Source organism: Riemerella anatipestifer, from assembly GCF_009663465.1.
Classification (GTDB): domain Bacteria; phylum Bacteroidota; class Bacteroidia; order Flavobacteriales; family Weeksellaceae; genus Riemerella; species Riemerella anatipestifer_C.
The window spans coordinates 273,614-300,197 of record NZ_QXHU01000001.1 but is presented as its reverse complement, the minus strand read 5'-3'; the positions used below and the strand labels follow the sequence as shown (position 1 = coordinate 300,197).

Annotated in this window: 35 protein-coding genes; 20 read left to right on the top strand and 15 right to left on the bottom strand. The window is 33.9% G+C overall.

The genetic code is table 11. From position 1 onward, the window contains the following. Positions 1–324: 324 nt before the first annotated feature. The 4 genes from yaaA to ffh all read left to right on the top strand — a co-directional run bounded on the left by yaaA (position 325) and on the right by ffh (position 4,051). Complete coding sequence (gene yaaA, locus D1003_RS01325; RefSeq protein ID WP_153935413.1) at positions 325–1,083, top strand: peroxide stress protein YaaA; 759 nt, start codon at positions 325–327, stop codon at positions 1,081–1,083. Continuing rightward, positions 1,083–1,928, top strand: a complete 846-nt coding sequence (prmC, locus tag D1003_RS01320; RefSeq protein WP_153935412.1) for a peptide chain release factor N(5)-glutamine methyltransferase — start codon at positions 1,083–1,085, stop codon at positions 1,926–1,928. Before yaaA ends, prmC begins: the two co-directional genes overlap by 1 nt. After that, positions 1,925–2,620, top strand: coding sequence for an RNA methyltransferase (locus D1003_RS01315; protein WP_153935411.1), 696 nt, complete (start codon positions 1,925–1,927; stop codon positions 2,618–2,620). Before prmC ends, D1003_RS01315 begins: the two co-directional genes overlap by 4 nt. 66 nt (positions 2,621–2,686) lie before the next feature. Continuing rightward, on the top strand, positions 2,687–4,051 hold the full coding sequence (gene ffh, locus D1003_RS01310) for a signal recognition particle protein (protein ID WP_153935410.1): 1,365 nt from the start codon (positions 2,687–2,689) through the stop codon (positions 4,049–4,051). A gap of 75 nt (positions 4,052–4,126) precedes the next feature. Here ffh and D1003_RS01305 read toward each other — a convergent pair whose 3' ends face one another. From D1003_RS01305 to D1003_RS01275, 7 genes are all read right to left on the bottom strand, one after another. Continuing rightward, positions 4,127–4,744, bottom strand: coding sequence for a protein-tyrosine-phosphatase (locus D1003_RS01305; protein ID WP_153935409.1), 618 nt, complete (start codon positions 4,742–4,744; stop codon positions 4,127–4,129). Between the two features lie 19 nt (positions 4,745–4,763). Further along, positions 4,764–5,234, bottom strand: coding sequence for a DUF6428 family protein (locus D1003_RS01300; protein WP_014938672.1), 471 nt, complete (start codon positions 5,232–5,234; stop codon positions 4,764–4,766). 55 nt (positions 5,235–5,289) lie between these two features. Then, positions 5,290–5,622, bottom strand: coding sequence for a helix-turn-helix transcriptional regulator (locus D1003_RS01295; protein WP_153935408.1), 333 nt, complete (start codon positions 5,620–5,622; stop codon positions 5,290–5,292). A gap of 222 nt (positions 5,623–5,844) precedes the next feature. Next, positions 5,845–6,234 carry a hypothetical protein gene (locus D1003_RS01290; protein WP_014938675.1) on the bottom strand — a complete coding sequence of 130 codons (390 nt, stop codon included), beginning with the start codon at positions 6,232–6,234 and terminating at the stop codon, positions 5,845–5,847. Positions 6,235–6,255: 21 nt separating this feature from the next. Then, complete coding sequence (locus D1003_RS01285) at positions 6,256–6,681, bottom strand: hypothetical protein (RefSeq protein ID WP_014938676.1); 426 nt, start codon at positions 6,679–6,681, stop codon at positions 6,256–6,258. Positions 6,682–6,688: 7 nt separating this feature from the next. Continuing rightward, entirely contained in the window at positions 6,689–7,312 is a 624-nt protein-coding gene (locus D1003_RS01280) for a porin family protein (RefSeq protein ID WP_153935407.1), read from the bottom strand. A gap of 70 nt (positions 7,313–7,382) precedes the next feature. After that, positions 7,383–7,676 carry a hypothetical protein gene (locus D1003_RS01275; protein WP_038693060.1) on the bottom strand — a complete coding sequence of 98 codons (294 nt, stop codon included), beginning with the start codon at positions 7,674–7,676 and terminating at the stop codon, positions 7,383–7,385. A 689-nt stretch (positions 7,677–8,365) separates the two neighbouring features. Here D1003_RS01275 and D1003_RS01270 point away from each other — a divergent pair. From D1003_RS01270 to D1003_RS01245, 6 genes are all read left to right on the top strand, one after another. Beyond that, positions 8,366–8,911 (top strand): DUF1599 domain-containing protein, encoded by a 546-nt coding sequence (locus D1003_RS01270; protein ID WP_014938679.1) that lies wholly within the window; start codon positions 8,366–8,368, stop codon positions 8,909–8,911. Next, positions 8,904–9,977, top strand: coding sequence for a BT_3928 family protein (locus tag D1003_RS01265; protein WP_153935406.1), 1,074 nt, complete (start codon positions 8,904–8,906; stop codon positions 9,975–9,977). The genes D1003_RS01270 and D1003_RS01265 overlap by 8 nt, the downstream gene beginning before the upstream one ends. A 30-nt stretch (positions 9,978–10,007) precedes the next feature. Beyond that, positions 10,008–10,358, top strand: a complete 351-nt coding sequence (locus tag D1003_RS01260) for a hypothetical protein (protein WP_014938681.1) — start codon at positions 10,008–10,010, stop codon at positions 10,356–10,358. 18 nt (positions 10,359–10,376) lie between these two features. Further along, the gene (gene tpiA / locus D1003_RS01255) at positions 10,377–11,132 is read left to right on the top strand and encodes a triose-phosphate isomerase (protein WP_153935405.1); all 756 of its coding nucleotides are present in this window, start codon (positions 10,377–10,379) and stop codon (positions 11,130–11,132) included. A gap of 194 nt (positions 11,133–11,326) precedes the next feature. Next, positions 11,327–11,809, top strand: a complete 483-nt coding sequence (locus D1003_RS01250; protein ID WP_153935404.1) for a PH domain-containing protein — start codon at positions 11,327–11,329, stop codon at positions 11,807–11,809. 123 nt (positions 11,810–11,932) lie between these two features. Continuing rightward, the gene (locus D1003_RS01245; RefSeq protein ID WP_153935403.1) at positions 11,933–12,997 is read left to right on the top strand and encodes an anhydro-N-acetylmuramic acid kinase; all 1,065 of its coding nucleotides are present in this window, start codon (positions 11,933–11,935) and stop codon (positions 12,995–12,997) included. 3 nt (positions 12,998–13,000) lie between these two features. Here the strand turns inward: D1003_RS01245 and rsgA are convergent, their stop codons facing one another. Genes rsgA through udk form a run of 3 tightly spaced genes read right to left on the bottom strand, consistent with a single transcriptional unit; the run spans position 13,001 to position 14,949 of the window. Next, the gene (gene rsgA, locus D1003_RS01240; protein ID WP_014938685.1) at positions 13,001–13,948 is read right to left on the bottom strand and encodes a ribosome small subunit-dependent GTPase A; all 948 of its coding nucleotides are present in this window, start codon (positions 13,946–13,948) and stop codon (positions 13,001–13,003) included. A gap of 15 nt (positions 13,949–13,963) precedes the next feature. Beyond that, positions 13,964–14,332 (bottom strand): septum formation initiator family protein, encoded by a 369-nt coding sequence (locus D1003_RS01235; protein ID WP_153935402.1) that lies wholly within the window; start codon positions 14,330–14,332, stop codon positions 13,964–13,966. Beyond that, a complete protein-coding gene (gene udk / locus D1003_RS01230) occupies positions 14,329–14,949 on the bottom strand; it encodes a uridine kinase (protein ID WP_004918954.1) in 621 nt (206 codons plus the stop codon). Before udk ends, D1003_RS01235 begins: the two co-directional genes overlap by 4 nt. Positions 14,950–15,094: 145 nt before the next feature. Between udk and D1003_RS01225 the strand changes: the two genes are divergently transcribed. The 4 genes from D1003_RS01225 to D1003_RS01215 all read left to right on the top strand — a co-directional run bounded on the left by D1003_RS01225 (position 15,095) and on the right by D1003_RS01215 (position 18,298). Beyond that, positions 15,095–15,334, top strand: a complete 240-nt coding sequence (locus D1003_RS01225; protein WP_004918955.1) for a YdcH family protein — start codon at positions 15,095–15,097, stop codon at positions 15,332–15,334. Positions 15,335–15,784: 450 nt separating this feature from the next. Continuing rightward, the gene (typA, locus tag D1003_RS01220) at positions 15,785–17,590 is read left to right on the top strand and encodes a translational GTPase TypA (protein ID WP_052911040.1); all 1,806 of its coding nucleotides are present in this window, start codon (positions 15,785–15,787) and stop codon (positions 17,588–17,590) included. 89 nt (positions 17,591–17,679) lie between these two features. Continuing rightward, positions 17,680–17,883, top strand: coding sequence for a hypothetical protein (locus tag D1003_RS11010; RefSeq protein WP_185148320.1), 204 nt, complete (start codon positions 17,680–17,682; stop codon positions 17,881–17,883). Beyond that, positions 17,837–18,298: a hypothetical protein gene (locus D1003_RS01215; RefSeq protein WP_153935401.1), complete on the top strand. Its 462-nt coding sequence runs from the start codon at positions 17,837–17,839 to the stop codon at positions 18,296–18,298. The genes D1003_RS11010 and D1003_RS01215 overlap by 47 nt, the downstream gene beginning before the upstream one ends. Before the next feature lie 182 nt (positions 18,299–18,480). Here the strand turns inward: D1003_RS01215 and D1003_RS01210 are convergent, their stop codons facing one another. Next, positions 18,481–18,807: a single-stranded DNA-binding protein gene (locus D1003_RS01210; RefSeq protein ID WP_153935400.1), complete on the bottom strand. Its 327-nt coding sequence runs from the start codon at positions 18,805–18,807 to the stop codon at positions 18,481–18,483. Positions 18,808–19,075: 268 nt separating this feature from the next. On the opposite strand from D1003_RS01210, the gene D1003_RS01205 reads away from it, so the two are divergent. Both D1003_RS01205 and D1003_RS01200 read left to right on the top strand, forming a co-directional pair. Next, on the top strand, positions 19,076–19,405 hold the full coding sequence (locus tag D1003_RS01205) for a hypothetical protein (protein ID WP_153935399.1): 330 nt from the start codon (positions 19,076–19,078) through the stop codon (positions 19,403–19,405). A 701-nt stretch (positions 19,406–20,106) separates the two neighbouring features. Further along, positions 20,107–20,454, top strand: a complete 348-nt coding sequence (locus tag D1003_RS01200) for a hypothetical protein (protein WP_064970705.1) — start codon at positions 20,107–20,109, stop codon at positions 20,452–20,454. A 3-nt stretch (positions 20,455–20,457) separates the two neighbouring features. Here D1003_RS01200 and D1003_RS01195 read toward each other — a convergent pair whose 3' ends face one another. The 3 genes from D1003_RS01195 to D1003_RS01185 all read right to left on the bottom strand — a co-directional run bounded on the left by D1003_RS01195 (position 20,458) and on the right by D1003_RS01185 (position 22,199). Continuing rightward, entirely contained in the window at positions 20,458–21,534 is a 1,077-nt protein-coding gene (locus tag D1003_RS01195) for a tyrosine-type recombinase/integrase (protein ID WP_153935398.1), read from the bottom strand. Positions 21,535–21,574: 40 nt separating this feature from the next. Further along, on the bottom strand, positions 21,575–21,922 hold the full coding sequence (locus D1003_RS01190) for a hypothetical protein (protein ID WP_153935397.1): 348 nt from the start codon (positions 21,920–21,922) through the stop codon (positions 21,575–21,577). 73 nt (positions 21,923–21,995) lie between these two features. Further along, positions 21,996–22,199, bottom strand: a complete 204-nt coding sequence (locus tag D1003_RS01185) for a putative signal transducing protein (RefSeq protein ID WP_014938619.1) — start codon at positions 22,197–22,199, stop codon at positions 21,996–21,998. Positions 22,200–22,274: 75 nt separating this feature from the next. Between D1003_RS01185 and D1003_RS01180 the strand changes: the two genes are divergently transcribed. The 4 genes from D1003_RS01180 to D1003_RS01165 are packed head-to-tail and all read left to right on the top strand — an operon-like array spanning position 22,275 to position 25,155. After that, positions 22,275–23,456 carry an acyl-CoA dehydrogenase family protein gene (locus tag D1003_RS01180; protein WP_153935396.1) on the top strand — a complete coding sequence of 394 codons (1,182 nt, stop codon included), beginning with the start codon at positions 22,275–22,277 and terminating at the stop codon, positions 23,454–23,456. A 29-nt stretch (positions 23,457–23,485) separates the two neighbouring features. Then, positions 23,486–23,761 (top strand): hypothetical protein, encoded by a 276-nt coding sequence (locus D1003_RS01175; RefSeq protein ID WP_153935395.1) that lies wholly within the window; start codon positions 23,486–23,488, stop codon positions 23,759–23,761. 15 nt (positions 23,762–23,776) lie between these two features. Then, positions 23,777–24,484, top strand: coding sequence for a CoA transferase subunit A (locus tag D1003_RS01170; RefSeq protein WP_153935394.1), 708 nt, complete (start codon positions 23,777–23,779; stop codon positions 24,482–24,484). A gap of 8 nt (positions 24,485–24,492) precedes the next feature. Beyond that, positions 24,493–25,155, top strand: coding sequence for a 3-oxoacid CoA-transferase subunit B (locus D1003_RS01165; protein ID WP_153935393.1), 663 nt, complete (start codon positions 24,493–24,495; stop codon positions 25,153–25,155). A gap of 94 nt (positions 25,156–25,249) precedes the next feature. Here the strand turns inward: D1003_RS01165 and D1003_RS01160 are convergent, their stop codons facing one another. Next, positions 25,250–26,566 carry a dihydrolipoamide acetyltransferase family protein gene (locus D1003_RS01160; RefSeq protein WP_153935392.1) on the bottom strand — a complete coding sequence of 439 codons (1,317 nt, stop codon included), beginning with the start codon at positions 26,564–26,566 and terminating at the stop codon, positions 25,250–25,252. Positions 26,567–26,584 lie beyond the last annotated feature (18 nt).

Here is a 26,584-nt window from a genome sequence, read left to right as displayed (position 1 = left end):
TGTGTGTGTGTGTGTGTGTGTGTGTGTGTGTGTGTGTGTTTACACAATTATTTGGAAGTACCAAATTTTTGTGTAAGTTTTTTTCACTTTTTTGTATGTAGCTGGTATTGCGTGTCATAAAACTGGGGCAAACATATCACCTTTTGCGGAAGTATGCAAGTTTTGGTATAATATTTTACTCGTTTTTATAAAAATACGGCTGAATCAAGAAGATTCAGCCGCTCTTTTTTAACCTTTATTTCTGCATAAAATACTTATACCTATTATTGGAAAAGAGATTCTTTACTCCCTAGTATTTTTTTAACTTTGCAGAAAAATAGATTTATGCTTATACTTTCTTCTCCAGCTAAGTTAATGAATATCTCATTAAAATCAGATATGCTAAAACCTACCGAACCTCAATTTATAGAAGATTCGGCGTTTATACAATCGTTTTTGAAAGAGAAAACACCACAATACCTTTCTGATTTAATGGAAATTTCTTCCAAATTGGCAGATGAAAACTGGGAAAGAAACCAAAATTGGAGTACCTCGCCTTCGGAAGAGGAGTCTAATGCAGCCCTCTATACTTTTACAGGTGAGGTTTATCGTGGGTTAGACGCTCCTACTCTAGATAAAAAAGCGGTAGATTACCTCCAAAAACATTACAGAATACTCTCGGGATTGTATGGACTGCTAAAACCTTCGGATAGGATTATGCTGTATCGTTTAGAAATGGGTCGTCCGTTCCAGTTTGATAAGTATAAAAATTTATATTCTTTTTGGAAGTCCAAAATTACAGCGGCTCTTAACGAAGAGTTAAAGGACGATGATATTCTCCTAAATCTTGCCAGTACAGAATACTTTAAATCAGTAGATACCAAAAAGCTAAAAGCGAAGGTTATAGATGTTAAATTCTACGAATACAAGAACGGCAAACTAAAAACTATCGTGGTTTATACCAAACACGCCAGAGGGCTTCTCATCCGTTTTTGTGCTGAAACCAATGCCAAAACTTTAGATGATATTAAAACCTTTAATTACGAAGGTTATCTTATAGACGAAGAACGCTCCAAAGATAACCAACTGGTATTTGTGAGGTAATGAAGTTGCTAGAATTACATTCTATTTTTAAGCAAGAGCTTTCGGAGCTTTATAATAGTTCCGAGATTTCTTGTTTGTGGGAAATTTTTGGAGAGCATTATCTAGGTTTAGACAAAATAGGACTGCGACAATCCGAAAACACCCAACTTCCCTCTCAACCGATAGTACAATATACCGAAGCCATCAGCCAACTAAAAAGCGGAAAGCCTTACCAACAAATTTTAGGCGAAGCCGAGTTTTTTGGTATGAAGTTCTGCGTGAACCAACACGTGCTTATTCCTCGCCCAGAAACAGAGGAACTGCTAGACTACGCCATCAAAACCATTTCAAAAGAGTTTTCCAAAACAGAAATTAAAATTTTAGATATAGGTACTGGCTCGGGAGTGATACCTATTGTGCTGAAAAAACATTTTCCGAATGCGAGAATAGCCTCCATAGATTTCTCTAAAGAAGCTCTAACCATCGCCAAAAAAAATGCAGAAAGACACCACACCGAGATTGAGTTTATACTCGATGATTACCTCAATTATACATTGCCAACTTACTATGATGTAATTATTTCTAATCCGCCATACATAGATATAGAAGAAGTTTCCGAAATTTCGGATACTGTAAAGAATTTTGAACCTCATTTGGCTCTTTTCTCTCCTTGTGCGGACCCTTTAGTATTTTACCGAAAAATAGCAACAGACGCCAAACAATATCTTAACAACGGAGGATTTTTATTTTTAGAAATAAACCAAAAACTAGGAGCAGAAACTTTAGCTTTGTATAAAGATTTCAGTGATGCTCAACTCATCAAAGATTTATCTAATAATGACAGAATGATTATAGCAAAAAAATGAAGCCAGAACTAACCAACAACCTAGAAGATTTAGAAAAGACATTTCAATATTTAGCTCAATTCTTGACTGAAGAACGCCTGCAAAAAATCAACCATTATGCGGAGGAAAGCTCGGATTTCATTTTACCTGTGATGGAAGATGTTTATCAATATCGCAATGCTGCTGCAATCGTAAGAAGTGTGGAAGCGTGTGCCTTCCATAAGGTAGTAGCTTTAGAAAAAGATAATATTTTTGACCCAAACCTCAGCGTTACCAAAGGAGCAGATACTTGGGTAGAAGTGGAAAAAATGCCTAGAAATAAGGCTTCCCTAGAGAAGATAAAAGAGCGAGGTTATAAAATAGTGGCTGTTTCGCCCGAAAATAATGCTACGATGCTCCCAGATTATAAGGTAGAAACGCCTATTGCTCTAGTTTTTGGCACCGAATGGGAAGGCGTTTCTGATGAATTACTAGACTTTGCAGACGAAACTTTAGCAATACCAATGTATGGTTTTACTAAGAGTTTTAATGTTTCTGTGGCTGCAGCAATATGTATGTACGAACTCAAACAAAAACTTCTTAATTCTACCATAGACTACAAACTTAGCCCCGATAAAAAATGGCATACCAAAATAAGATGGGCGGTAAATTCTATAAGAAGCGGAGAAGAAATTTACCACAAATTTTTACGAGAAAACTTTAACAATCCATAAGGCCAAAGCACTTATTCGGAAGAATGCTAAATTTTCCTTATTTTTGCCACTCAAAATAAAGCGATTATGTTCAATAGTTTACAAGATAAATTAGATAAGGCTCTTCATAATCTTTCGGGAAGAGGTAAAATTACGGAAATAAATGTAGCTGAAACGGTTAAAGAAATCCGCCGTGCTTTAGTAGATGCCGATGTAAATTATAAGGTAGCTAAAGACCTTACCAAACGAGTACAAGAGAAAGCCTTAGGACAAAATGTACTTACCAGCCTAACCCCAGGGCAACTAATGACCAAAATAGTACACGATGAGTTGGTGGAACTTATGGGTGGTTCTCAAGAAGGCATCAACCTTTCGGGGAAACCTACGGTTATTCTAATTGCAGGGCTTCAAGGGTCTGGTAAAACTACTTTCTCTGGGAAATTAGCTAACTATCTAAAGAAAAAAAGAGCTAAAAATCCGCTTTTGGTAGCGTGTGATGTTTATCGTCCTGCTGCGATAGACCAGTTAAAAGTACTAGGAAGTCAAACAGGAATTCCAGTATATACCGAAGAGGAAAATAAAAACCCTTCTACGATAGCAGAAAATGCCGTTAATTTTGCCAAAGCTAACAAGCACGATGTGGTTATTGTGGATACTGCAGGTCGTCTAGCGATAGATGAACAAATGATGAACGAAATAAAATCGGTACATTATTTCATCAAGCCTACGGAAACTTTGTTCGTTGTGGACTCTATGACGGGGCAAGATGCTGTAAATACAGCTAAAGCCTTTAATGATGCTTTAGACTTTGACGGTGTTGTCCTTACAAAATTAGATGGGGATACCCGAGGTGGTGCGGCTCTTACTATTCGTTCGGTGGTTAATAAGCCCATTAAGTTTATTTCCACAGGAGAAAAGATGGAGGCTTTAGACCTTTTCTATCCTGAAAGAATGGCAGACCGTATCTTAGGTATGGGTGATGTAGTGTCTTTAGTAGAAAGAGCTCAAGAACAATTTGATGAAGAGGAAGCTAAAAAACTACAAAAGAAAATCGCTAAAAACGAATTTGGTTTTGATGATTTCTTAAAGCAAATTCAGCAGATTAAAAAAATGGGTAATATGAAAGACCTTCTTGGTATGTTACCAGGGGTAGGCAAAGCCATTAAAGATGTGGATATAGACGACAACTCATTTAAACACATAGAGGCTATTATCCATTCTATGACACCAGAAGAAAGAAGAAGACCTAGCATTATAGATGTTAATAGAAAGAAGAGAATAGCCAAAGGAAGTGGTAGAAAGCTAGAAGAAGTCAACCAACTTATGAAGCAGTTTGACCAAATGGGTAAAATGATGAAAATGATGCAAGGACCTCAAGGCAAACAGCTTATGGCAATGATGGGCAAAATGGGAGGCGGTATGCCTGGTATGGGAGGTCTATTTGGAAGATAGCGGAACAAAATTGAAAATATAAGCCGAGAGAAATTTTCTCTCGGTTTTTTTATATGAAAATTGAATATCGTCTGTTTATTTAATATTCTGAAATACATACAACACTTCCGTGGCTATTTGTAAACTTCTTTCGGCGTAAACAAAAGTCTGTTTAGGCGTATTATCAAAAACTTTAGGGTCTTCATAAGTTATGGAAAATCGTTTTTCTGCACCTAGGACGGAAGGACAATTGTTATCCGCTTGAGAACAAGTCATAACAGCAGCAAAATTTACCTTGGGATTAAAAAGATGGTCTAATGTTTTAGAAAATCCAATAATAGGCATTTCGTTATCCGAGTATTTTATCGCATAGATAGGGTTGTTTTCCTCTTTTGATAATACCTTTATAGAGAATCCTACATTATGAAGAGTTTCCGCTATTTTAGGAAATAGAGCCGTAGATTCTGTTCCTGCGGAGTAACATTCTACATTATAAATTCCAAAGTAATAAGCCATAGTCTTTGCCCATATTTGACAAAGATGACTCCTGCGAGAGTTATGTGTGCAAATAAAATTAAGCCTAATAAATTCTCCCTTCCTTTGCTTTTCTGTAATGAAGTCTATGAGAGGTTGTAATATTTTTTTCCTCTCTTCCGAAATAGAATTGACTTCTAACTTCTCTATGAAATTCTGAATTTTAGATAATAAAGGCATAGTGTTCTATTTTTTTAAATTAACAACAGCCAGAGTTGGGGTCGCAACAATTAGTTTTATTCTGAAGTTCTGAAAGTTTTAATTTAGGTTTTTCGGTCGGGATTCCGCATTTATCAGGAGCTAGACAATCCGTCTGTTTAGTTGTAAGAACAAAGTGATTACCTTGGAAATCTAATCCAAATTTCTGAATGCTCTCCTCCTGATATTCTACTTCTATTTCTTCATCGGTAAGTTGTAATTGTTTTTCGGAAAGAGCAATAATATCCAATAGTTTTTCAGGTGTTAGTCTGTGGTCATAATCTGTTGCTGTCCATAGCTGAAAGTTTACCCACTTTTCTTTTCTTACTATTCCACCACAATCTATAAAATCTTTGGTAATTTGTCCTACCTCTGTAATATGAAAATGAGGTGGAATAAAATCGCCATTAGGTGTTTGAAAATCAATACGGCTTAATGTAGCTAGTACTTTTTTAAATTCTGATAATTTCATAATAATTTAATTTTAGTTAATCGTAAATAAACGATAGGTGTTTTATATTTTTTTATCAATCGCAACAAGAGGATTGAGTTTTTTTATCAAAAAAATTGAAAAATAAAGATTTGGCAAGATTCCATTTTTCTTCATCTATACAATATTTTATTTTTGGAGGATTAAGCTCTCCTTTTATAAGTCCTACCCTTTTCAATTCTTTAAGATGCTGAGAAATGGTAGATTGTGCCAAAGGAAATATATCCACCAAATCTCCTGTAAAACAAGAATTTTGTTGTTCTAGATAAGATAGGATAGCAATGCGAGTAGGATGCGCCAAGGCTTTTGCAAAGTCGGCTAGTAATTCTACATTTCTCGTATAATCAATAGATTCTAAATTTCTTTTCATAAGTTCATCGTAAATATACGATTAGTTTTCAAATAAACAAATATAAAATTATTCCTAGTTTTTCGTCAATTTCTTCTTTCTTATTCTCCTCTATGTAATATTTAATTACATCTATCCAATATACTTTATTACTTTTAGTTGTTATCATTTTTTGTACTAAAAAGAAAGGAATACCATAGAATACCAACTAGCACTCCTTTCTCAAGATTTTATTATAATTATTTATTGCTTCTGATACCAAGTTGAAAATACAGCATACCAATTACCACTAAAATTAGTAAAGGTTGCTTTATTACCTTCAATTGCGATATTACCAGTAAATGCATCGGGCTGTAATGCACTACTACCAGAACCAGAGCGATTTATAACAACGGCATTTATTGTATTTCCAGACAAAGTAAAAGTTCCTGTAATTCTAACTGTTCCTGATTCTAATTTCCAATTTTGTTTTTCAAATGTAAGTCTTGACCCACTTGGTATATTTTGCAATTTCCATACGCCCTCTAATGGAGTAGAATTTTGGTTTACAAATTCAATATCATCATCGTTATTTTTGCAGGAAAATAATGTTGTTAAACAAAGTAGTGATAGACCTAATACTAAATATTTCATAGATTTTGCTTTAAATAAAAATTACTGTATTTTGGTTAAGTAATAAGAATCATCATTGCCTGCGGGATTATTTACCCATTCTATTTTTGTAGAAGAAACTCTTCTAAACTGATATTCTCCTTCGGATACAGGTCCACTTCCTCCAGGATTTCCAATCTTTATTGTAAAATCATAATGACTATTAGAAATATCTTCATCTACTACTGCTGTTCCTCCAGCACTACGGGTTGATTCCAATAGCCCTTTATGACTTATTGAACTTGTAAAGAAATCATCATTAGTAAACTTGAATACTACTACATTACCATGTCCCCATTTTCCACGTATCCAACTTGGTGGATTGAAAAACTGCGATTTTTTTATTGGATTAGAAGTTTCGTTCTCTCTATCTCTGCTACAATTTTGTAACAAGGCTATTGCAACAAATAAAAATAGTATCTTTCTCATAGTTCTATTATTTTAATTGATATGAAATTCCTAATTGAAAAGTTCTATTCTTAAATTCATTGGATTTATCTAGATTTAGTAATCCTAAATTATATCTTGCTTCCGCACTGAACTTATCGTTAATAGCATAAGATGCTCCTGCAATTAGCCCCAAATCAAAAGTATTATTCTCTAGTGTTACTCCATTGGCATCAGAAGATAGTGTTAGTCCTAAATATCCTCCTCCGTGAACTGCAAACCTCTCGTTGGTCTTATACTTGTAATAAACTGGGATATTGAGTTGAGTGAAATTTACATTCGTTACCACAGTTTTATCATAGTTAGAACTTCCATATCCATAACTAGGTACAGAAATTTTTTGTGTTAGTGATAATCTCGCACCTTGAAAAGACAAAAGAGCTTCTGCATTTAAAGAGCTTTTTTCAGTATATTTCCTCTCAATATAAGCGCCTAAATAAACTCCTACCTTACTTCTACTATCAAGTTCTAATGAATAATATGAATTATACTCATTTCCGACATTTGTACTTAGCGATGATATGTTCAATCCCGCTTTCAATCCATAGCTATCCGTCTGTGCAGAATAAAAATTTGCCGTGATAGCTGCTGCTAACAATAATACTTTTTTCATAATTCCTATATTTTACACATTAAAAAACAAGCGGTTAATCTACAATACACCGCTTGTTAAATGGATTTGTCTATTTTTTTCTCTTATTCAAGTTGTTAATAGTTTCATCAGCTTTAGATGATTCCATAAATACAGATCCTATTTGTTTATAGACCATTCTTTTACCACATACATCCAGAGCATATGTCGCATTTCCAGTTGTTACAACCTTGTCTAAAACTTTGATGTTTTCTGTTGAGCACCCTTGTTCTACAGATACAGTTTGTATAAGTTTTTTCTCAGTTACTCCAAACATTGCTCTGTTCATTTCGCCACAACTCACTAACATTGTTGCTACATAAGCAACTAACACTAAATTTTTCATAAGATGAATTTTTAAATCCACCCAACCCTAGCAGAAGTTTAATAATGATTTTTAAATTAAGAAAGTGTGGGTTGATAGTCTTAGTTTACTGCCCTGTGGCTCTGGAATGCCAATACAACATAAACGAGACAAACCCACACCATATAGAGGTGTAAGGTCAGTCTGTTTATTTTGCGTTGTATTGTGAAATTTTCCAGATTTCAGGACAACAAAATAAAAGCTAACGCTTTCTTTTCCGATAATTAACTCCTGCAAAGATATAAAATTTGTGATTTATTTTTATACTTTTGTGGTAAATAAATTCACAAATAAATGGGAAAGTGAATGTTTCTACAATTACGAACTTATTAAGACAGATGATTGATTTTCAATTAAAACTTTACAAATTTGCTCAAAACTAATAGCTACATCTTTTGTGTTAACAATGTATTTGCTACTAAACTCATCACATCGTCGTGAAATTCTGTTAATGTTATATTTTCCATTTTATATGTTTTTATTTTGTTATCTCTTAAATTTACATTTTGGTGTAAAGATTTATATAGTTGCCAAACGGAAAAATATTTTAATCATTTAGAACTGACGAAAACTTCATTATAGAATTATAAATCGTGGTTAAATATAGACGAGGTAAACTTATTTAATATGCATTTTTTTCATTATCTTTGGGGAGTTATAACCCAATGTATATGCAAGAGACTTCTAGACAGTACGACGAGATTATAAACCTTTGTAAAGATTTATTTGAAAAGAAACTCCAAGACTACGGTGCAGCGTGGCGAGTGCTACGCCCAAGCTCTATCACTGACCAAATTTTTATTAAAATCAATAGAATAAGAACGCTTCAAATGACCGAAAAAAGAATGGTGGAAGAATCAGAGGAAGCAGAGTTTATAGCGATAGTTAATTACGCTGTTATAGGTCTTATTCAGTTAGAAAAAGGGTTATCAGAAAATTTAGATAGTGACACTGAAGAAATTTTAAACTTGTATCAACATTACACCAACGAAGCAAAAGCCTTAATGCAAAGGAAAAATCATGACTATGGCGAAGCGTGGAGAAGTATGAGGATTTCCTCTATTACAGATTTAATCTATCAAAAGGTGCTTCGTACCAAACAAATAGAAGATAATAATGGACACACCTTAGTGTCGGAAGGGCTAGATGCTAACTATTTTGATATGCTTAATTACGCTGTGTTTTGTCTCATAAAAATGAACGAAAAAAATGTTTAAACGCTTACTAAGAATTGTTGTTGCCCTTATTTTTATTGTCTCTGGTTTTGTTAAAGCGGTAGATGTTAAAGGCTTTTCATTTAAGCTAGAAGAGTATTTTTCGCCTCAAGTCTTTAATATTGAGATACTAGAGAGTTGGGCTCTTCCAATCGCTTTTTTTGTAGTGATTTTGGAACTTATTTTAGGAATTTTATTACTATTAAAAATTTCAGTAAGAAAAGTTCTATCAGCGTTGATTGGACTGTGTGTATTCTTTGCTTTTCTCACTTTCTATTCAGCTTATTTTAATGTAGTTACAGATTGTGGTTGCTTCGGAGATGCGGTTAAATTTACACCTTGGCAAAGCTTCTGGAAAGACATTTTACTACTAGTACTGCTCCTTCTACTCTACTTTGCATATAGAGATAAGACTTCTATTTCTTTCATGAGAACAAGAAGTTCTGTGTTGTTTTTAGGAACAATAGTTTCTCTATGGATAATGCTTCACGGGATTAAACATGAGCCTATTATTGATTTCAGAGATTATAAAATAGGAACAGATTTAAAGTCCGAAAAGAAAAAGATTGAAGAAAATCCGTCTGAGTACAAAACATTTTACACCCTTGAACATAAAAAAACTAAAGAGATTATAAAAGTTAATCAAGATGATTACATCAACCAAAACTATTGGCAAAATCCTGATTGGGTAATCCAAGAAGACAAAACCACTTCCGAGGTAGTTAAAGAAGGCTATGCGTCTGAAATTGTAAAATTTAAAATAGAAGACCTGCACGGTAATGATATTACAGATAGCCTTATACAAGCTCCAAAAACGGTTTTGGTATTTAGCTATAAGCCCGCCGAGGTAGATGCTAATCTCTTAGAAGCGGTAGAAAATAAAGTATCCAAACATCGCAAAACGGTAGTTTATGGAGTTTCTACGGCACAAAATACATTTAAAACACTACCAAATGCAATGATGGACGGCACAGCCATCAAGACCATAGCTAGGAGCAATCCTTTCGTACTCGTTTTAGAAAATGGGAAAATTACTGATAAAAAAAGTGCAAAAGATTATATCAACTAAACATTAAATTAACTATTCAATAAAAATAAAATGCAAAAATCAAACAAATCTATAGCAGGTTATCATTTGTTAATGATTCTTTCTGCAGTGGACTACGAAGTACAACCAGAAGAAGGTATCGTTATCCAAAAGTATCTTGCTGATGAGTTTCCGTTCAGAATCAATTTAGATAACGAGTTGGAAGTCATTGCAACACTACAACCAGAAGCGTGGAAAGACCATTTTGAGTTTCATGCTCGTTGTTTCTTAGATGATTCTACCGAAGCCGAAAGAAAGAATTTCGCAAAGTTTGCAAAAACACTCATTAAAGCAGATAATGAAGTTACAGAAAGAGAACACCAGTTCTACAAACTGATGAAAACTATTTGGAAATTAGACTAATCTTAAAGCATTGATATTATGAGAAAAAACATTGTAGCAGGAAACTGGAAAATGAATAAGAATTTTTCAGAAGCTAAAGAGCTTATGCAACAGCTATCCGATTATACTAGTACGCATACGCCTAACTGTAAGGTCATGATAGCTCCACCAGCTCTTTACCTTACCACAGCTAAAGATATTTTTAAAAATAAAGAGGTAGAAGTATATGCTCAGGATATTTCCGAACACGAATCTGGAGCTTACACAGGAGAAATCTCGGCTGCTATGATAGCTTCTGCAAATTTAGATGGGAGCATTATTGCTCACTCTGAACGCAGACAATACCACGGAGAAACTGATAGCCACGCTAATAGAAAAGTAAAAACTTTATTAGATAAAGGGCTTACACCTATCTATTGTAATGGCGAAAATTTGGCAGAAAGAAAGTCTAGTAAGTATTTAGAAGTAATTAAGAATCAAACACAAACGGCTTTGTTTACTCTAAGTGCCGAGGAAATAAAGAAAGTGGTTATAGCTTACGAGCCTGTATGGGCCATAGGTACTGGAGAAACTGCCACCGCAGAACAAGCGCAAGAGGTGCACGCTTTTATTAGAAATATGATAGCAGAAAAATATGGCAAGGAAGTGGCAGATGAAGTATCTATCCTTTATGGAGGTTCTGTAAAGCCAAGTAATGCTAAAGAAATTTTCTCTCAGCCTGACGTAGACGGTGGTCTTATAGGTGGTGCAGCTTTGAATATAGAAGACTTCTCAAAAATAATAGAGGCTTTCTAAAAGAAGCTAATATTTTTTGACTTAAAAAAAATAGAATACTGAGAGTTTTTATGGCTCTCAGTTTTTTTATAAATTTCCTTGTTAAAATAAAGAAAGAGAAAAATGATGAAATAGTTTCCAATTCTGAAATTTTGTTTAACTTAGTAGAATAAGAAGAATTTAATTATTGTCTCACTAAAATTGAATAAAAAATTATGAAAGTTTTTAAAAGCTCTAATTCTACCGAAGTAAATATCATAACAGGATTAACCTTAATTATTTTAAGTTTACTTATAGTTACCTTATTTTACAATAATATAAGTGAAGAAGTTAATATTTATTTTAAGTTCGGAATTTTGTTGATAACTTCATTAGTGGCTATGTACTTTTATGCAAATTCATTGAAGAAAGTTAAAATTACAGACAAGTACCTTATTTTACAAAAAAATATAGGTTATCAGATGATACCTCTTAATAGTATAAAGTCTGTTAATACAGCTGAATTCTCAAATCTTACAGCTACATTCAGTTCAAAAGGTTTTTTTGGTTTTAATGGAACCTTAATGGATGACACCGTAACTTTTGTTAATGATAGAAAGAATATGGTAAAAATTTCTACATCTGAGAAAAAATATTTACTGAGTGTAAATAGTCCCAATGAGTTTATAAGGGATATTATAAATAGAAATAATGATTAGGTTGTAGATTGCTATCCTAGCTCTATTAAGCTTAGTTTGGGAAACAATTCAAAAAACACCATCTTCCTTATGAGTAAAGGAACGGAAAAGGGAATGCCATAATAAAAATATAAAAGAGAGAAAATGTACATTATTGGTGCGATGTCTGGTACTTCATTAGACGGAATTGATTTTTGCTATTTTAAAATAGATGAAAGTACTTATGATTTTGAAATTATAAAGGCTCAAACCTATCCGTATCCTAAGGAATGGCAGATGAGGCTAAAGTTTGCTGCTCAACAAACAAAGCCAGAAGTAGCGTTACTAAATGTAGAATACTCAAACTATCTTAATCAAGAAATATTGAGGTTTATTAAAACTGAAAATATTGAAAATTTGGATTTAATTGCCAGCCACGGACATACGGTGTGGCACAATCCTAAAGATGATTTTACTTTGCAAATAGGCAATTTATCAGCTGTTTCAAAAGAGATAAATGTTCCGATAGTAGGCGATTTTAGAGTGCAAGATGTCCGTTTAGGTGGGCAAGGAGCACCGCTGGTACCTATGGGTGATGAGCTACTGTTTTCGGACTACGATTTCTGTCTTAATCTAGGAGGGTTTTCTAATATTTCGTACAAAAGGAATGGGGAAAGATTGGCTTTTGATATTTGCCCCGTGAATACCTTATTGAATTATTATTCCGAAAAATATTTTTCTCTTCATTATGATAAAAACGGAGAAATTGCTAGAAGTGGTAAGATATACCAAACTCTTGTTGATGAACTTAATGCCCTACCCTTTTATAAACAATCACATCCTAAATCTTTAGGAATTGAACAAGTGAATGAATGGTTTATCCCAATTATAGAAACATTTTCTTTAGAGCCTAAAGATTTATTAGCTAGTCTAGTAGAACATATAGCGATACAGATAGCCAATGTTTTGGATACGGATATCGGCAAAAGACTTTTGGTTACAGGAGGCGGAGCTTACAATCAATTTCTCATTGAAAGGTTAAGTTTTTTAGCTCCTCATATAGAAATAATTGTTCCGCCTTCAGAAGTTGTGGAATACAAAGAAGCTCTTATTTTTGGTTTGTTAGGGCTTTTGAAGTGGCAAGGTAAAACCAATGTTTTGGCATCTGTAACAGGGGCAAAACACAACCACAGCTCTGGAGTGTTGTTTCTAAATGGAGTGTTATTATAAACTTTAAAACCCTTGTTCTTCGGTTTCTTCCATCAGTTTGGTGTAGGTAGCGTAACGGCTTTCAAGAACATCACCGCTTTCTATAGCAGAAAGCACGGCACATTTTGGTTCGTTAAGGTGCAAACAGTTATGAAACTTACAGTCTTCTCTCGTTCTAAATATTTCAGGAAAATAATGTTGTATTTCTTCCTTTTCAACATCTATCATTGCAAACTCCCGAACGCCTGGCGTATCTATAACACTACCACCGAAGTCCCAAAAATGCATTTGAGCAAAAGTCGTGGTATGTTTACCCTTGAGGTGAACTTCTGACACTTCGCCAGTCCTTAAATTAAGCCCTGGTTGTAGAGCATTTACAAGTGTAGATTTGCCACTACCCGAATGCCCAAAGAATACTGAAATTTTATCTTTAAGAATAGCTTTAAGTTCCTCTAAATTCTGTTGAGTACGAGACGAAATCAAAAGACTATCGTAACCAATATGATGATAGATAGTCCTAAGAGCTTCTACATATTCTATATCGTCTTCATTCAGCATATCTGCCTTATTGAACAATATAAGTGGACGAATATTATAAGCCTCACAACAAGCCAAAAAACGGTCTAGAAAACCTAACGAAGTTTCGGGACTATTTAAAGTGTAAAGAAAACAAGCGACATCTATATTAGACGCTATAATATGAGCTTCTTTGGATAAATTAACCGATTTTCTGATGAGATAGTTTTTTCTTGACTCTATTTTAGTAATCCAAGCAACGCCATCGGTTTCTAGCTGAAATTCTACCCAATCTCCCACAGCGAGAGGATTGGTAAGCCTTGTCTTTTGGAGTTTAAATTTACCTCTCATTCTTGCCTCGTAAAACTGTTGGGTTTTCTGTTCTAAAACCTGATACCAGCTTCCTGTAGATTTAGTAATCAGTCCTTTAAATATTATAGTTTCATTACCGCTCATAAGAGGTATATTCTGTTATTTTTTATTAGTATTAGCACTATCTACTACTAATATGAAAATCTCTTCATTAGATTTTTTCATAAAATAGTTCTCTCTAGCAAACTTTTCTTTCTCTCCCCTATTAAACATTAGTTTTTTGTAGAAAGCATCATTCTTCTCATACTCTGTTTTGTAGTAATCTAGCTGTTCCTCGTACTTTTTAATTTCTGAATTCAAATCCCTTATCACCAGGAAAGAAGTATTATCAAAGAAAATCATCCAAACAAAAAAAGCCACAATAGTAATAACATACTTATTGAGGATATACTTCCTAAAAAAAAACATTTTAGGAGAAGTTTCTTTAGGCTCTTCTGTTGGGTTTATATCTTTAATGAGCTTTTTCATTCAGATTGTTTTTTTAGAGAATTGCTAATGACTGTGGTTAAAAAATCTATCGCTACAGGATTTTGTTTCATATTGGGAATAATGATATCCGCTTCGTTTTTAGATGGCTCTATAAACTCTTGGTGCATTGGTTTCAAAGTTGTCTGGTAGCGGTAAAGCACCTCTTCTAAATCCCTGCCTCTCTCTTGAGTATCTCTTTTAATACGGCGAATTAGGCGCTCGTCCGAATCGGCGTGTACAAAAATCTTTACATCAAATTCTTTAAGCAACTCTTTATCGGTAAGTACCAAGATACCTTCAACAAGCAAAACCTTTCTTGGCTCTACAGTGACATAATCTCCCGTGCGAGAATGGGTAACGAATGAATAAATAGGCTGCTTTATAGGCTCATTATTCTTAAGTGCCCTTACGTGCTCGCGTAGAAGTTCAAAATCTATCGACTTTGGGTGGTCATAATTAAGCCCTTCTCGTTCCGCCATACTAAGATTTTGGTTGTCGTGATAATAGTTATCTTGAGAAAGAACATTTACCCCTTCTACATTTAGTTTTTTCAAAATCTTATTAACCACCGTAGTCTTTCCCGAACCAGTACCCCCTGCTATTCCTATTACTAACATCTTATTTCAATCTATTTTTATTTCCGCAAAGATACATAATATAACAAAAAATAATGTAAGCTATTATCAAATTAGCTAGTGATAAAATTCACATTGCAGATTTTGGTTGAATTTGCTAACTTCACGTTATAAAAAATATAATCTAATGGAAAATCACATTTTAATCAACGAATTCCCTGAATTTTCAGAAAAAATTTCAGATTTAAAACAAACCGACAATCATTTCAAAAAACTTTTCAACGACTATGACGAGGTTAATGGTAAAATTAAACACTATGAAGCAGGAGAGCAAAACCATACTACAGATGAATTTTTAACGGAACTTAGAAAAATAAGACTACATCTAAAAGATGAAATCTATGAGTATCTAAAAACGCAACCGTAAAAGGATAGAATGAACCTACAAAAGGGAAAAACCTAATTGTAATTGGTAGAAATACAATTGCAGGAGGGGAAAATGCAAATGTAAAGGGTAAAAATAGAATTGCAGAAAGGAAATCCCTTATTGTAATTAGTAGAAATACAATTGCAGGAGGGGAAAATGTAAATGTAAAGGGTAAAAATAGAATTGCAGGAAGGAAATCCCTAATTGTAATTAGTAGAAATACAATCGCAAGAGGGGAAAATTCAAATGTAAAGGGTGAAAATAGAATTGCAGAAAGGAAATCTCTAATTGTAATTGGTAGAAATACAATCGCAGGAAGAAAAAGTCAATAAATTGAATTATTTATTTAGAGTAACGCAATGGAGTAAAGACATTGCGTTACATTATTATCTGCTAGAGACCTTCTAAAGTCCATTTTTTTTCCTATTTTTGCCGCGTAATTTTTTCTTTATGCAAAATATTAGAAACATCGCGATTATCGCCCATGTTGACCATGGAAAAACAACTTTAGTGGACAAAATTATCCACGCAACTAACATCTTTAGAGAAAACCAAGAAAGTGGTGAGCTTATTATGGATAATAATGACCTCGAGAGAGAACGAGGTATTACCATTCTTTCTAAAAATATCTCGGTAACCTATAAGGATACCAAAATAAATGTAATAGACACACCTGGACACGCCGATTTTGGTGGAGAGGTAGAGCGTGTGCTTAAAATGGCAGACGGCGTATTGTTACTTGTAGATGCCTTTGAAGGACCTATGCCACAGACTCGTTTCGTTTTGCATAAAGCATTAGAATTAGGATTGAAGCCTATTGTGGTTATCAATAAAGTGGACAAACCTAACTGTCGTCCAGATGAAGTTCACGACCAAGTTTTTGATTTGTTCTTTAACCTAGACGCTACCGAAGAACAGCTAGACTTCCCTACTTTCTATGGTTCGTCTAAAGAAGGTTGGTTTAATTCAAGCCTAGAAAAATCAGAAAATATTTTACCCCTCCTAGACGGTATCCTACAATATGTACCAGAACCAAAGGTAGAAGAAGGTAATCTACAAATGCAGGTAACCTCTTTAGACTACTCTTCTTTTTTAGGAAGAATTGCCGTAGGGAAAATCATCAGAGGTTCGGTTAAAGAATCTCAATGGATTGGCTTAGCTCAAGAAGACGGTAAAATCGTTAAAGGTAAAGTAAAGGAACTTTATATTTTTGAAGGATTAGGTAAGAAAAAAGTAAGCGAAGTATTTGCAGGAGATATTTGTGCTATCGTAGGTTTTGACAATTTCCAAATAGGAGATACTTTCGTAGATTTAGAAAATCCAGAACCTCTCCCAAGATTGTCTATAGATGAGCCTACTCTTAATATGACTTTCTCTATCAACAACTCTCCGTTCTTTGGTAAAGATGGTAAATATGTTACCTCTAACCATTTAAAGGAAAGATTAGAAAAAGAACTTGAAAAAAACTTAGCCTTAAGAGTACAACAAACAGAAGATGCAAACACTTTCTTAGTATTTGGTAGAGGGATATTGCACTTATCTGTACTTATAGAAACTATGCGTAGAGAAGGTTACGAGATGACTATCGGTCAGCCTCAAGTAATTCTTAAAGAAATAGATGGCGAACAGTGCGAACCTTATGAGTCTCTAGTGGTAGATGTTCCTGAAGAATATGCTTCTAGAGTGATAGACTTAGCTACTCAAAGAAAAGGAGATTTACACATTATGGAGACCAAAGGAGAAATGCAACACTTAGAGTTTGAAATTCCTTCCAGAGGACTTATCGGACTTCGTTCTCAAATGCTTACTGCAACAGCTGGGGAAGCAATTATGGCACATAGATTTGTAGATTATAAACCATTCAAAGGTCAGATACCAGGTAGAAGTAACGGCGTATTGATTTCCAAAAATCAAGGGTCATCTACCGCCTACTCTATCGAAAAGCTACAAGACAGAGGGCGTTTCTTTGTAGACCCAGGCGAAGAAATTTATGTAGGTATGATTGTAGGAGAACAGAACAAGCCTGGAGATTTGGTAGTGAATATTGTAGAAGGTAAGCAACTTAATAATATGCGTGCTGCGGGTAAAGATAAAGATGGTAGCATCGCACCTAAAGTTCTTATGACTTTAGAGGAGTGTATGGAATATATACAACAAGACGAATGTATAGAAGTAACGCCTAATTTTATCCGAATGAGAAAGAAGATTCTTTCTGAAGAGGATAGAAAAAGAGCCGAAAGAATGGCAAAAGCCTAAAATATCAAAATCCCACTATAAAATTATAGTGGGATTTTTTGTATCCTGCAATTTATGCTAATTTAGCTGTATTGATGAAATATAATAAGATGAAAGTAGTTGACTACACCAAACTTTTTGCAAAAAATTCATCTAAAAAAATCACAAATGAGGGAAGATTTAAATACAATTGTATTAACATTAAAAATTTAGATAAAAAAATTGGAGAATATCAATATTCATTAAGTAAAATTAAAGATTCAAAGTATGGAAAAAACCATAAGGATACCTTCGAAAAATTTGACGATAAATAGTGTTGTGGTTGTTATCTGTTTTTTTTATAATTTTTTATATGCACAAGAAAAAATAGTTGATTATTTTGATTCCGATAAAATTAAAGACACTCTTTACTATAAATGTATTTCGAGTACAGTTGAACCTAATTGTAATATTAGAATTGAAACTGGAAAAACACAAAAAAAACACGAATTTGATATTCCTTTTGTGGGCAATGTAATTATAACAAATTGTGGACAAGGTTGTATTTCTTTTTATGATGATGCAAAAGATACGGAATATACACAAGAATATAGATATTACCCCAAATATAACAATTGGATTTTGACATTGGATGAAACAATGTATAATTATGAAAACGGTAGAATTGAAAGTAATCTTCAAAAAAAATATTTAATAGGAATTGATGGAAAAAAAATAAAAATTAAATAGAAAAAGGCTTTGTACAACATTATTACAATAACAAGAGGACGCACACAAGAAAACATTATTACGGAAAAACACCTATGCAGACCTTTTTAGACAGCAAGCCTGGAATACGTAAATTCTAATAAAGAAAGATTACTGTCTAATGCACTACTTAATCTGACAGTTAGGAATTAAAAATAACATTACTACTTTGTTCTTCCTAAAAGCAAAATATCATTGGCTATAATTTCTGTAACATAGCGTTTTTTACCTTCTTTATCATCATAACTTCGATGGGTTAGCTTACCTTCAATAGCTACTTCTTTACCTTTGATAACATATTTTTCTATAATTTCCGCTAATCTTCCCCAAGCCACCACTTTATGCCACTCTGTTTGCTCTACCCTTTCTCCTTGTGCATTTTTATAAATTTCGTTCGTAGCTATTGAAAGATGAGCTACTTTAGTATTATTAATCTCTTTAATCTCTGGCGTGTTACCCACGTTACCAATAAGTTGGACTTTGTTTTTCATAATAGATTTATTTTTAAATTATATTTCAGTTTTTATGATTAAAAATCTTTTACATTCACAAAACAAAGATGAGCTATCGTCAGAATAATATTCGGTATAAAATTATTTACTTTCGACTAAAATCATTTATAATTGTTTGTAATCGGATAATAAGTTTTTGTTTATACATTATTTTATTTAAATTTCCACTCAAAATTAATGAGTCTAAATGAAGTAGTTGGCGGTAATTTTACAGACCAACCGCTGACGGGCAAAATATTGACAACTGATGCAAAAAATACTGACACTTATTTTATTGTCTTTTATGTTCATAAACTGTAATGGGCAAGTGGAACTGAATGGTAAAACTTATGCTGCAAAAATTGGAGAAACTTGTAAAGATGGAATTGGAATGATATATACTTCCAGAATTTTAAAATTTGACAAAAGCACCGTAACAAGCTCATATAAAGTTATTGCATCTGTTTCCCCCGAAAGTAAATATGGCTACGAACATATGTATGACAACTTGACCAAAACTTATAAATGGAGAATTGACAAAGGCAATTTAATAATTGAAAATGGTAAAGAGTTGGAAAAATTTAAAACACAAAACTAATTGGTCATGACAATAATTGGAATAAACAAATCGAATTTACAGAACAAACTAAATAGAACATTTGTATTGAAATTTATATTCACAATTTTCAGTACATTGACACATATTTTCTATTAAATTAAAAATAACACCTGTGACTTTTATTTTGAAAACTCAAAAAATAATTGGAATGAAAAGAGTATGATTTAGAAAAAAATGGAAACCTTGCTACTTTAAGAATAAGGTATTGGAGGGGCGACTGTTGCAGAGGTGTTCCAATGACTGAGCAAATTACAGCTAAAATTACTAACAATACTGTTTCTTACAACTTGAACATTAAACGAGAACCTAATTGTAGAACTGAAATTGGTCTTTGTGGAAACGCGGTTGATTTTGTTATTAACACAAAACAGTATCCGAATTATCAAAAATTGGTTTTTAAAGAAATTGGTAACAAAACAACAAAATAAAAAACTACCGCCAACAAGGGTTTTGCGTCAGGCGGGCTGAAGTGCAAAATTCAGGTTTTGTACTTCTATTAAAATTTGTATATTAGCTTGAACGTTTCGGCTTCGAAAGCCCGCCCGAAGAACGCAAAGCCCCTGACCGTAGGATGAATATAAAATTAGCAAGACTACTTTTATTTCTATAAATTTACTTAACTTAGGTTCTTAAAAGTATTTGTTTATAACTAAGATTCTCCTTTGCAAACAATCAGCACTATGAAACAATGTCTTGAATGTAACGAAACAATAGTAGGTAGAGAAGATAAAAAATTTTGCTCAGATAGTTGCCGAAATTCCTACAACAACCGTATGAATAAGGACTATACTAACCTTATGAGAAATACAAACAATCAACTAAGGAAAAATTACAGGATATTATCTGAACTAAATATAGAGGAAAAAACTAAAGTTCCTAAAATAAAACTCTATAACAAAGGATTTAATTTTGATTTAATCACCTCCATCATCAATACTCAAAACGGCAAAACCTACTTTTTTGTTTATGACCAAGGCTACCTGCCATTAGATGAAGAATGGCTTCTTTTGGTAAAAAAGAAACAATAATCATTACTTTAAACTATCCAATGGGCTTTTTATTGTCCGCTGATGTTCAGAAGTAACCTGCGTATAGATTTGAGTAGTCTTGATATTATTATGTCCCAAAAACTCTTGTATATATCTTATATCTGTCCCCATTTCCAAAAGATGAGTAGCATAGCTATGCCTTAAACCGTGTATGCCTACTGTCTTATTTATACCTGCCTTTCTCATCGCAGTCTTAAAAACTGACTGAACCGACCTTACCGAATACATACCACCATATTGTCCTTCAAATAGATACTTTTTAGGTTTATATTCCCGATAGTAGGCTCTAAGTTCAGGCAAAATACTTTCAGGTAAAGGCACCATACGGTCTTTTTTACCTTTAGCATTCTCAATCCGCACACGCATAGTTTCGCTACATATATCCTCTAGTTTTAAATTAACAATCTCACTCACTCTCAAACCCATACCATAACAAAGCTGTAACATACATCTATGTTTGAGGTTGGTGGTTACTTCAAATATTTTTAAAATTTGTTTTTTATTTAAACTCTTTGGTAGTTGTTTTTTTGTTTTAGGACGAGGAATATCAAAAAACATTTTTTTGCGATGTAAGACTTGCTCAAAGTAAAATTTAATCGCATTGATACGGCTGTTTATTTCCGCCTCCGAAAGTTTTAAATTCTCAAAACAATAGAGAAAATAAGACCTTAAGCGTTCTTCGGACAATTCATCTACTGGAAAATCTTTTAGAACATAAAGCAGTTGGGCAAACTCTACGGCATAAGTTCTAAGCGTATTTCGACTGTATCCTTTTAGTTTTAAATGCTCCTGAAAACGCTCAAAAGCAGGGCGATTAACCGCTTTTATTTTTGAAAATACCATCTTGCCAACCAATGGCTCTTCTGTAATACTAAAAAGGGTTCTATAATGTCTATTGTTAGGTACATACCAACTTTTTTGACTAGCCGACCAACGGGCAGTGGTATGTTCTTTAAGAAGGTCAATAAGCTCCTTCTGATACGGAAAAGAAATCCATATCACATTTTTCTCACGGTGTTCTCCAACTTTCGTTTGATATAAAGAGCTATTCCACTGCATATCTGATTTTATTTAGTTCAAATACAATGTTTTAAAATTTTTATTTTAGACGACCTTCCCTCCAAAAATAATACTGAAATTTAGAGTTTATATTGACTTTATTCCTTTTATTTATCCAAGTATATTTTAGAAAAACTTTAGTCGTAAGAAATTCGCTTAATTGCTTAGAGGCAATTTCAGAGTATTCATCATCAATACAATTCCAACAATCTGTTTCAACATTTTTAGCCAATTGTTTATAGTATTCAATCTCTTTTTTTGTCAAATTAGGAAATCTAGATTGTAGTCTTTCTGAAATATCTCCACCCCAATTTTCACCAAACTCCAATGTCAAACTTAGAGCGTAATTCTCAATCTTATTTTTACTTCTATAAAACCAATCAATCATATCTAATTACTTCCAATAAAACATATCACTCCAAAACTAATTAATTTGATTTTCAATCAACCAGCTCTTAACCTTATTCTTCTACCCTATCCAAAATTTCTCTTGCTCGGTCAGCCATACTTTCATCTACTACAAGGATATAGTTTTGGTTTACAGGCATTACAGCTACATTATTAACATACTCATTTTTGATATAGCTTTCTATACCTTCAGACGAAAGTTTAGACTTCATAATCTCTACTTCGTATAGAAACCCTGATTCAAATATTTTTACCATAACCAAATTTATTTTATTCAAATATAATAATTTTAACTATATTAGTAGCGTTTAAATCAACCTTATCACATTAGTATGAGTTATTATCCACTTAGTAGTATCCCAGACTATTATATGCTAGATAGCCTTCTTACCGAAGAGCATAAATTGGTTAGAGATTCTGTGAGACAATGGGTGCAAAGTTCTGTAATTCCTCAGATAGATAACGCCGTACAAACACACAAAGAAATCCCTAATCTAATGCAACAATTGGGCAATATAGGAGCACTAGGAGCCTATATTCCAAAGGAATATGGCGGTGCTGGGTTAGACCAAATTTCCTACGGAATCATTATGCAAGAGTTAGAAAGAGGAGATTCTGCGGTGCGTTCTGCGGCTTCGGTGCAATCATCATTGGTAATGTATCCTATTTTTGAATTCGGGACAGAAGAACAAAAAAGAAAATTCCTACCTTTACTCGGAGCGGGTGAAATTACAGGAGCTTTCGGACTTACCGAACCCAACCACGGCTCTAATCCGTCTGATATGGAAACTCACATTAAAGATATGGGCGATTATTTTCTGCTTAATGGAGCTAAAATGTGGATTACCAATGCTCCTACTTGCGACATCGCTATTGTTTGGGCTAAAGATGAAACCAATACTATTAGAGGGTTAATCGTAGAAAGAGGAATGGAAGGTTTCACTACTCCAGAAACACTCAATAAATGGAGTCTAAGAGCTTCTAGAACGGGAGAATTGGTGTTCCAAAATGTAAAAATCCCTAAAGAAAATCTCCTACCGAATGTAAAAGGAATTAAAGGTCCATTGTCCTGTCTTAACTCTGCTAGATATGGGATTTCTTGGGGCGTTATAGGTGCTGCTATAGATTGCTATTGCACCGCAGTACAATACGCCAAAGAGCGTACACAATTTGGAAAACCTATTGGTAGCTTCCAGCTTCAACAAAAGAAATTAGCCAAATTTCTTACAGAAATTACTAAAGCTCAACTTCTTTCATGGCGTTTAGGTTTGCTTAAAAATGAAAACAAAGCTACTCCAGCACAAATCTCTATGGCTAAAAGAAATAATGTAAAAATAGCATTAGACATTGCTAGAGAAAGTAGACAAATACTAGGTGCTATGGGGATTATGGGAGACTTCCCTATGATGCGACACGCCGCCAATCTAGAATCTGTAATTACTTACGAAGGCACTCACGATATTCATCTTTTAATAACAGGTATGGATATCACAGGCATTAGTGCTTTCTCATAAAAGAAACTATAAAAAACGAAATTTAAACAATGAACGAAAAAGACAAACGATTTATCGCTTTATGGCAAAACTTACGACAAAATAGGCTTAAGTTTTCAGTAAGACAAGGTGTAGTAATCGCCTTTATGTTTATACTTATCGCTGCTCCTATCAATTACTTCATTACTAAACCTGATGATTTCAAAGCCTTTTTAGGAAAAAATGGGATTATTTGGTTGGCAGCTTCGGCTATTCTTAGCCTGTACTACTACTTTGTGGGCTTTAATAAGTATGAAAAAAGATATAAAAGTTTAATTAACCAATAGAATTAAATCTGAACAATGATAAATAAAACAGTTAAAAATGTGCAGGAAGCCTGCGAAGGCATCAAAGACGGAATGACCATTATGCTTGGTGGATTTGGGCTATGTGGAATCCCAGAGAATAGCATTGCCGAGCTGGTAAGAAAAAATGTGAAAAACCTTACTTGTATTTCTAATAATGCAGGTGTGGATGATTTTGGACTAGGACTTTTACTTCAAAAGAAGCAAATTAAAAAAATGATTTCTTCCTATGTGGGAGAAAACGCCGAATTTGAAAGACAATTACTAAGCGGAGAGTTAGAAGTAGAGCTTATCCCACAAGGGACTTTGGCCACTAGATGCTTGGCTGCGGGGTATGGTATGCCTGCTTTTTTCACACCTGCTGGTATAGGGACAGAAGTCGCTGAGGGTAAGGAAGTCAGAAACTTTAATGGTAAAGATTATCTTTTAGAATATGCTTTTGATGCTGATTTTGCCATCGTTAAAGCTTGGAAAGGCGACACAGCAGGAAATTTAATCTATCGTTCTACCGCTAGAAATTTTAATCCACCAATGGCAATGGCTGGTAAAATTACGATTGCAGAGGTAGAAGAGCTCGTTCCTGCAGGAACATTAGACCCTGACCAAATACATACTCCTGGGATTTATGTGCACCGTATCTTCCAAGGAGAAAACTACGAAAAGAGAATAGAGCAAAGAACCGTAAGAAAAAATAATCAAGACTAAATTCAATTATGGCTTTAACAAAAGAACAAATAGCACAAAGAATTGCTAAAGAAATAAAAAACAACTCCTATGTTAATCTAGGTATAGGTATCCCTACCCTAGTTGCTAACTATATTCCAGAGGGCATAAATGTGGTACTACAATCCGAGAATGGATTATTAGGAATGGGACCCTTTCCAGAGGAAGGCAAAGAGGATGCAGATTTAATAAACGCAGGTAAGCAAACCATTACTACTTTACCAGGTTCAGTAGTTTTTGATTCAGCAATGAGTTTTGGTATGATTAGAGCTCAAAAAGTAGATTTAACTATACTAGGAGCAATGGAAGTTTCTGAAAATGGAGATATTGCCAACTGGAAAATCCCTGGTAAAATGGTAAAAGGAATGGGAGGTGCGATGGATTTAGTCGCTTCTGCAAAAAATATTATTGTAGCGATGCAACAAGTTAATAAACACGGAGAGTCTAAACTTCTCCAAAAATGTAGCTTGCCTCTTACTGGGGTTAAATGTATCAAAAAAGTGGTTACAGAGCTTGGTGTCTATGAAATAGTACCTGAAGGAGGCTTTAAATTATTAGAGAAAGCTCCCAATGTAAGTCTAGATGACATTAAAAAAGCAACGGCAGGAAAACTCATTATAGAAGGAGAAATCCCAGAAATAATTCTAAATTGAGATACCTTTTAGAATATCCTTTCTTATTAAAAAACAAAGCTACCTCAATTTTGAGATAGCTTTTTTAGTATTTAACCTTAGAAAAAGTTTTAAATTAAATTTCTGTATCTAAATCCCAATTCTCTAGATAATCGTGAACCGCTTTTAAGAACATTCCACCTAGAGAACCATCTACCACACGGTGATCATAAGAGTGGCTCATAAACATTTTTTGTCTAATCGCAATTACATCACCCTCTGGTGTTTCCAGTACCGCAGGTTTTTTAACAATAGCTCCTACTGCTAAAATAGCCACTTGAGGCAGAGGAATAATTGGCGTACCCATTAAATTACCAAAAGAACCAATATTAGAAATAGTATAAGTAGCACCTTGAGTATCTTCTGGTTTTAGTTTTTTGTTTCTCGCACGATGAGCCAAATCATTGATAGCTTTAGCTAAGCCACTTAACGATAATTGGTCTGCATTTTTAATTACAGGTACAATAAGATTTCCGTCTGGTAAAGCCGTTGCCATACCTATATTGATATTTTTCTTCTTAATGATTTTGTCCCCATCTACCGAAACATTAATCATTGGATAATCTTGAATAGCCTTCACTACCGCTCTTACAAAAATAGGCATAAAAGTCAGCTTTTCGCCTTCTCTTTGTTGGAAAACATTTTTATACTTATTTCTCCATTTTACAACATTAGTAACATCACTCTCAATAAACGAACTTACGTGAGGAGCCGTGTGTTTACTACGCACCATAGAATCAGCAATAATTTTTCTAACTCTATCCATTGGTATCACTTCGTCTCCTTCAGAAGTACCTACGGGTACAGAAGGTATCGCAGACGCACTACTAGGTACTACCACCTGAGGCACTTCCTGCTTCATAACAGATGACGAAGATTGACCTCTATTCTCCACATATTTTAATATGTCTTCTTTAGTAATTCTACCTTCTAGACCTGTTCCTTTTATGGTTTTTAATTCAGCTTCCGAAATATTTTCTTCCTGAGCAATAGATTTCACTAAAGGCGACAAATATAAATCTCCTGAAAACTCTACCTTCGACTCATTTAGAGGTGCTTCTATTGTTTTTATAACATCAGCACTAGGAACTTCTTCTACAGTTTCAACGACTTTTGGCGCTTCTTGTGTAGCATCTGATACTGCGCTTCCACCTTCTGTTTCTAATATCGCAATAGCCTCTCCTACTTGTGCTACTTCGTCTTTTTGTTTTAAAATTTTAACAATCTTCCCCGAAACAGGAGTAGGTACATCTGAATCTACTTTGTCTGTTGCTATTTCCACTACACTATCATCCTCGTTTACGAAGTCACCCTCGTCAAATAGCCAAGAAATAATAGTTGCTTCCATAACACCTTCTCCCATTGAAGGAAGTAATAATTTATATTCTGCCATTGTTTTATTGGTTTTTAG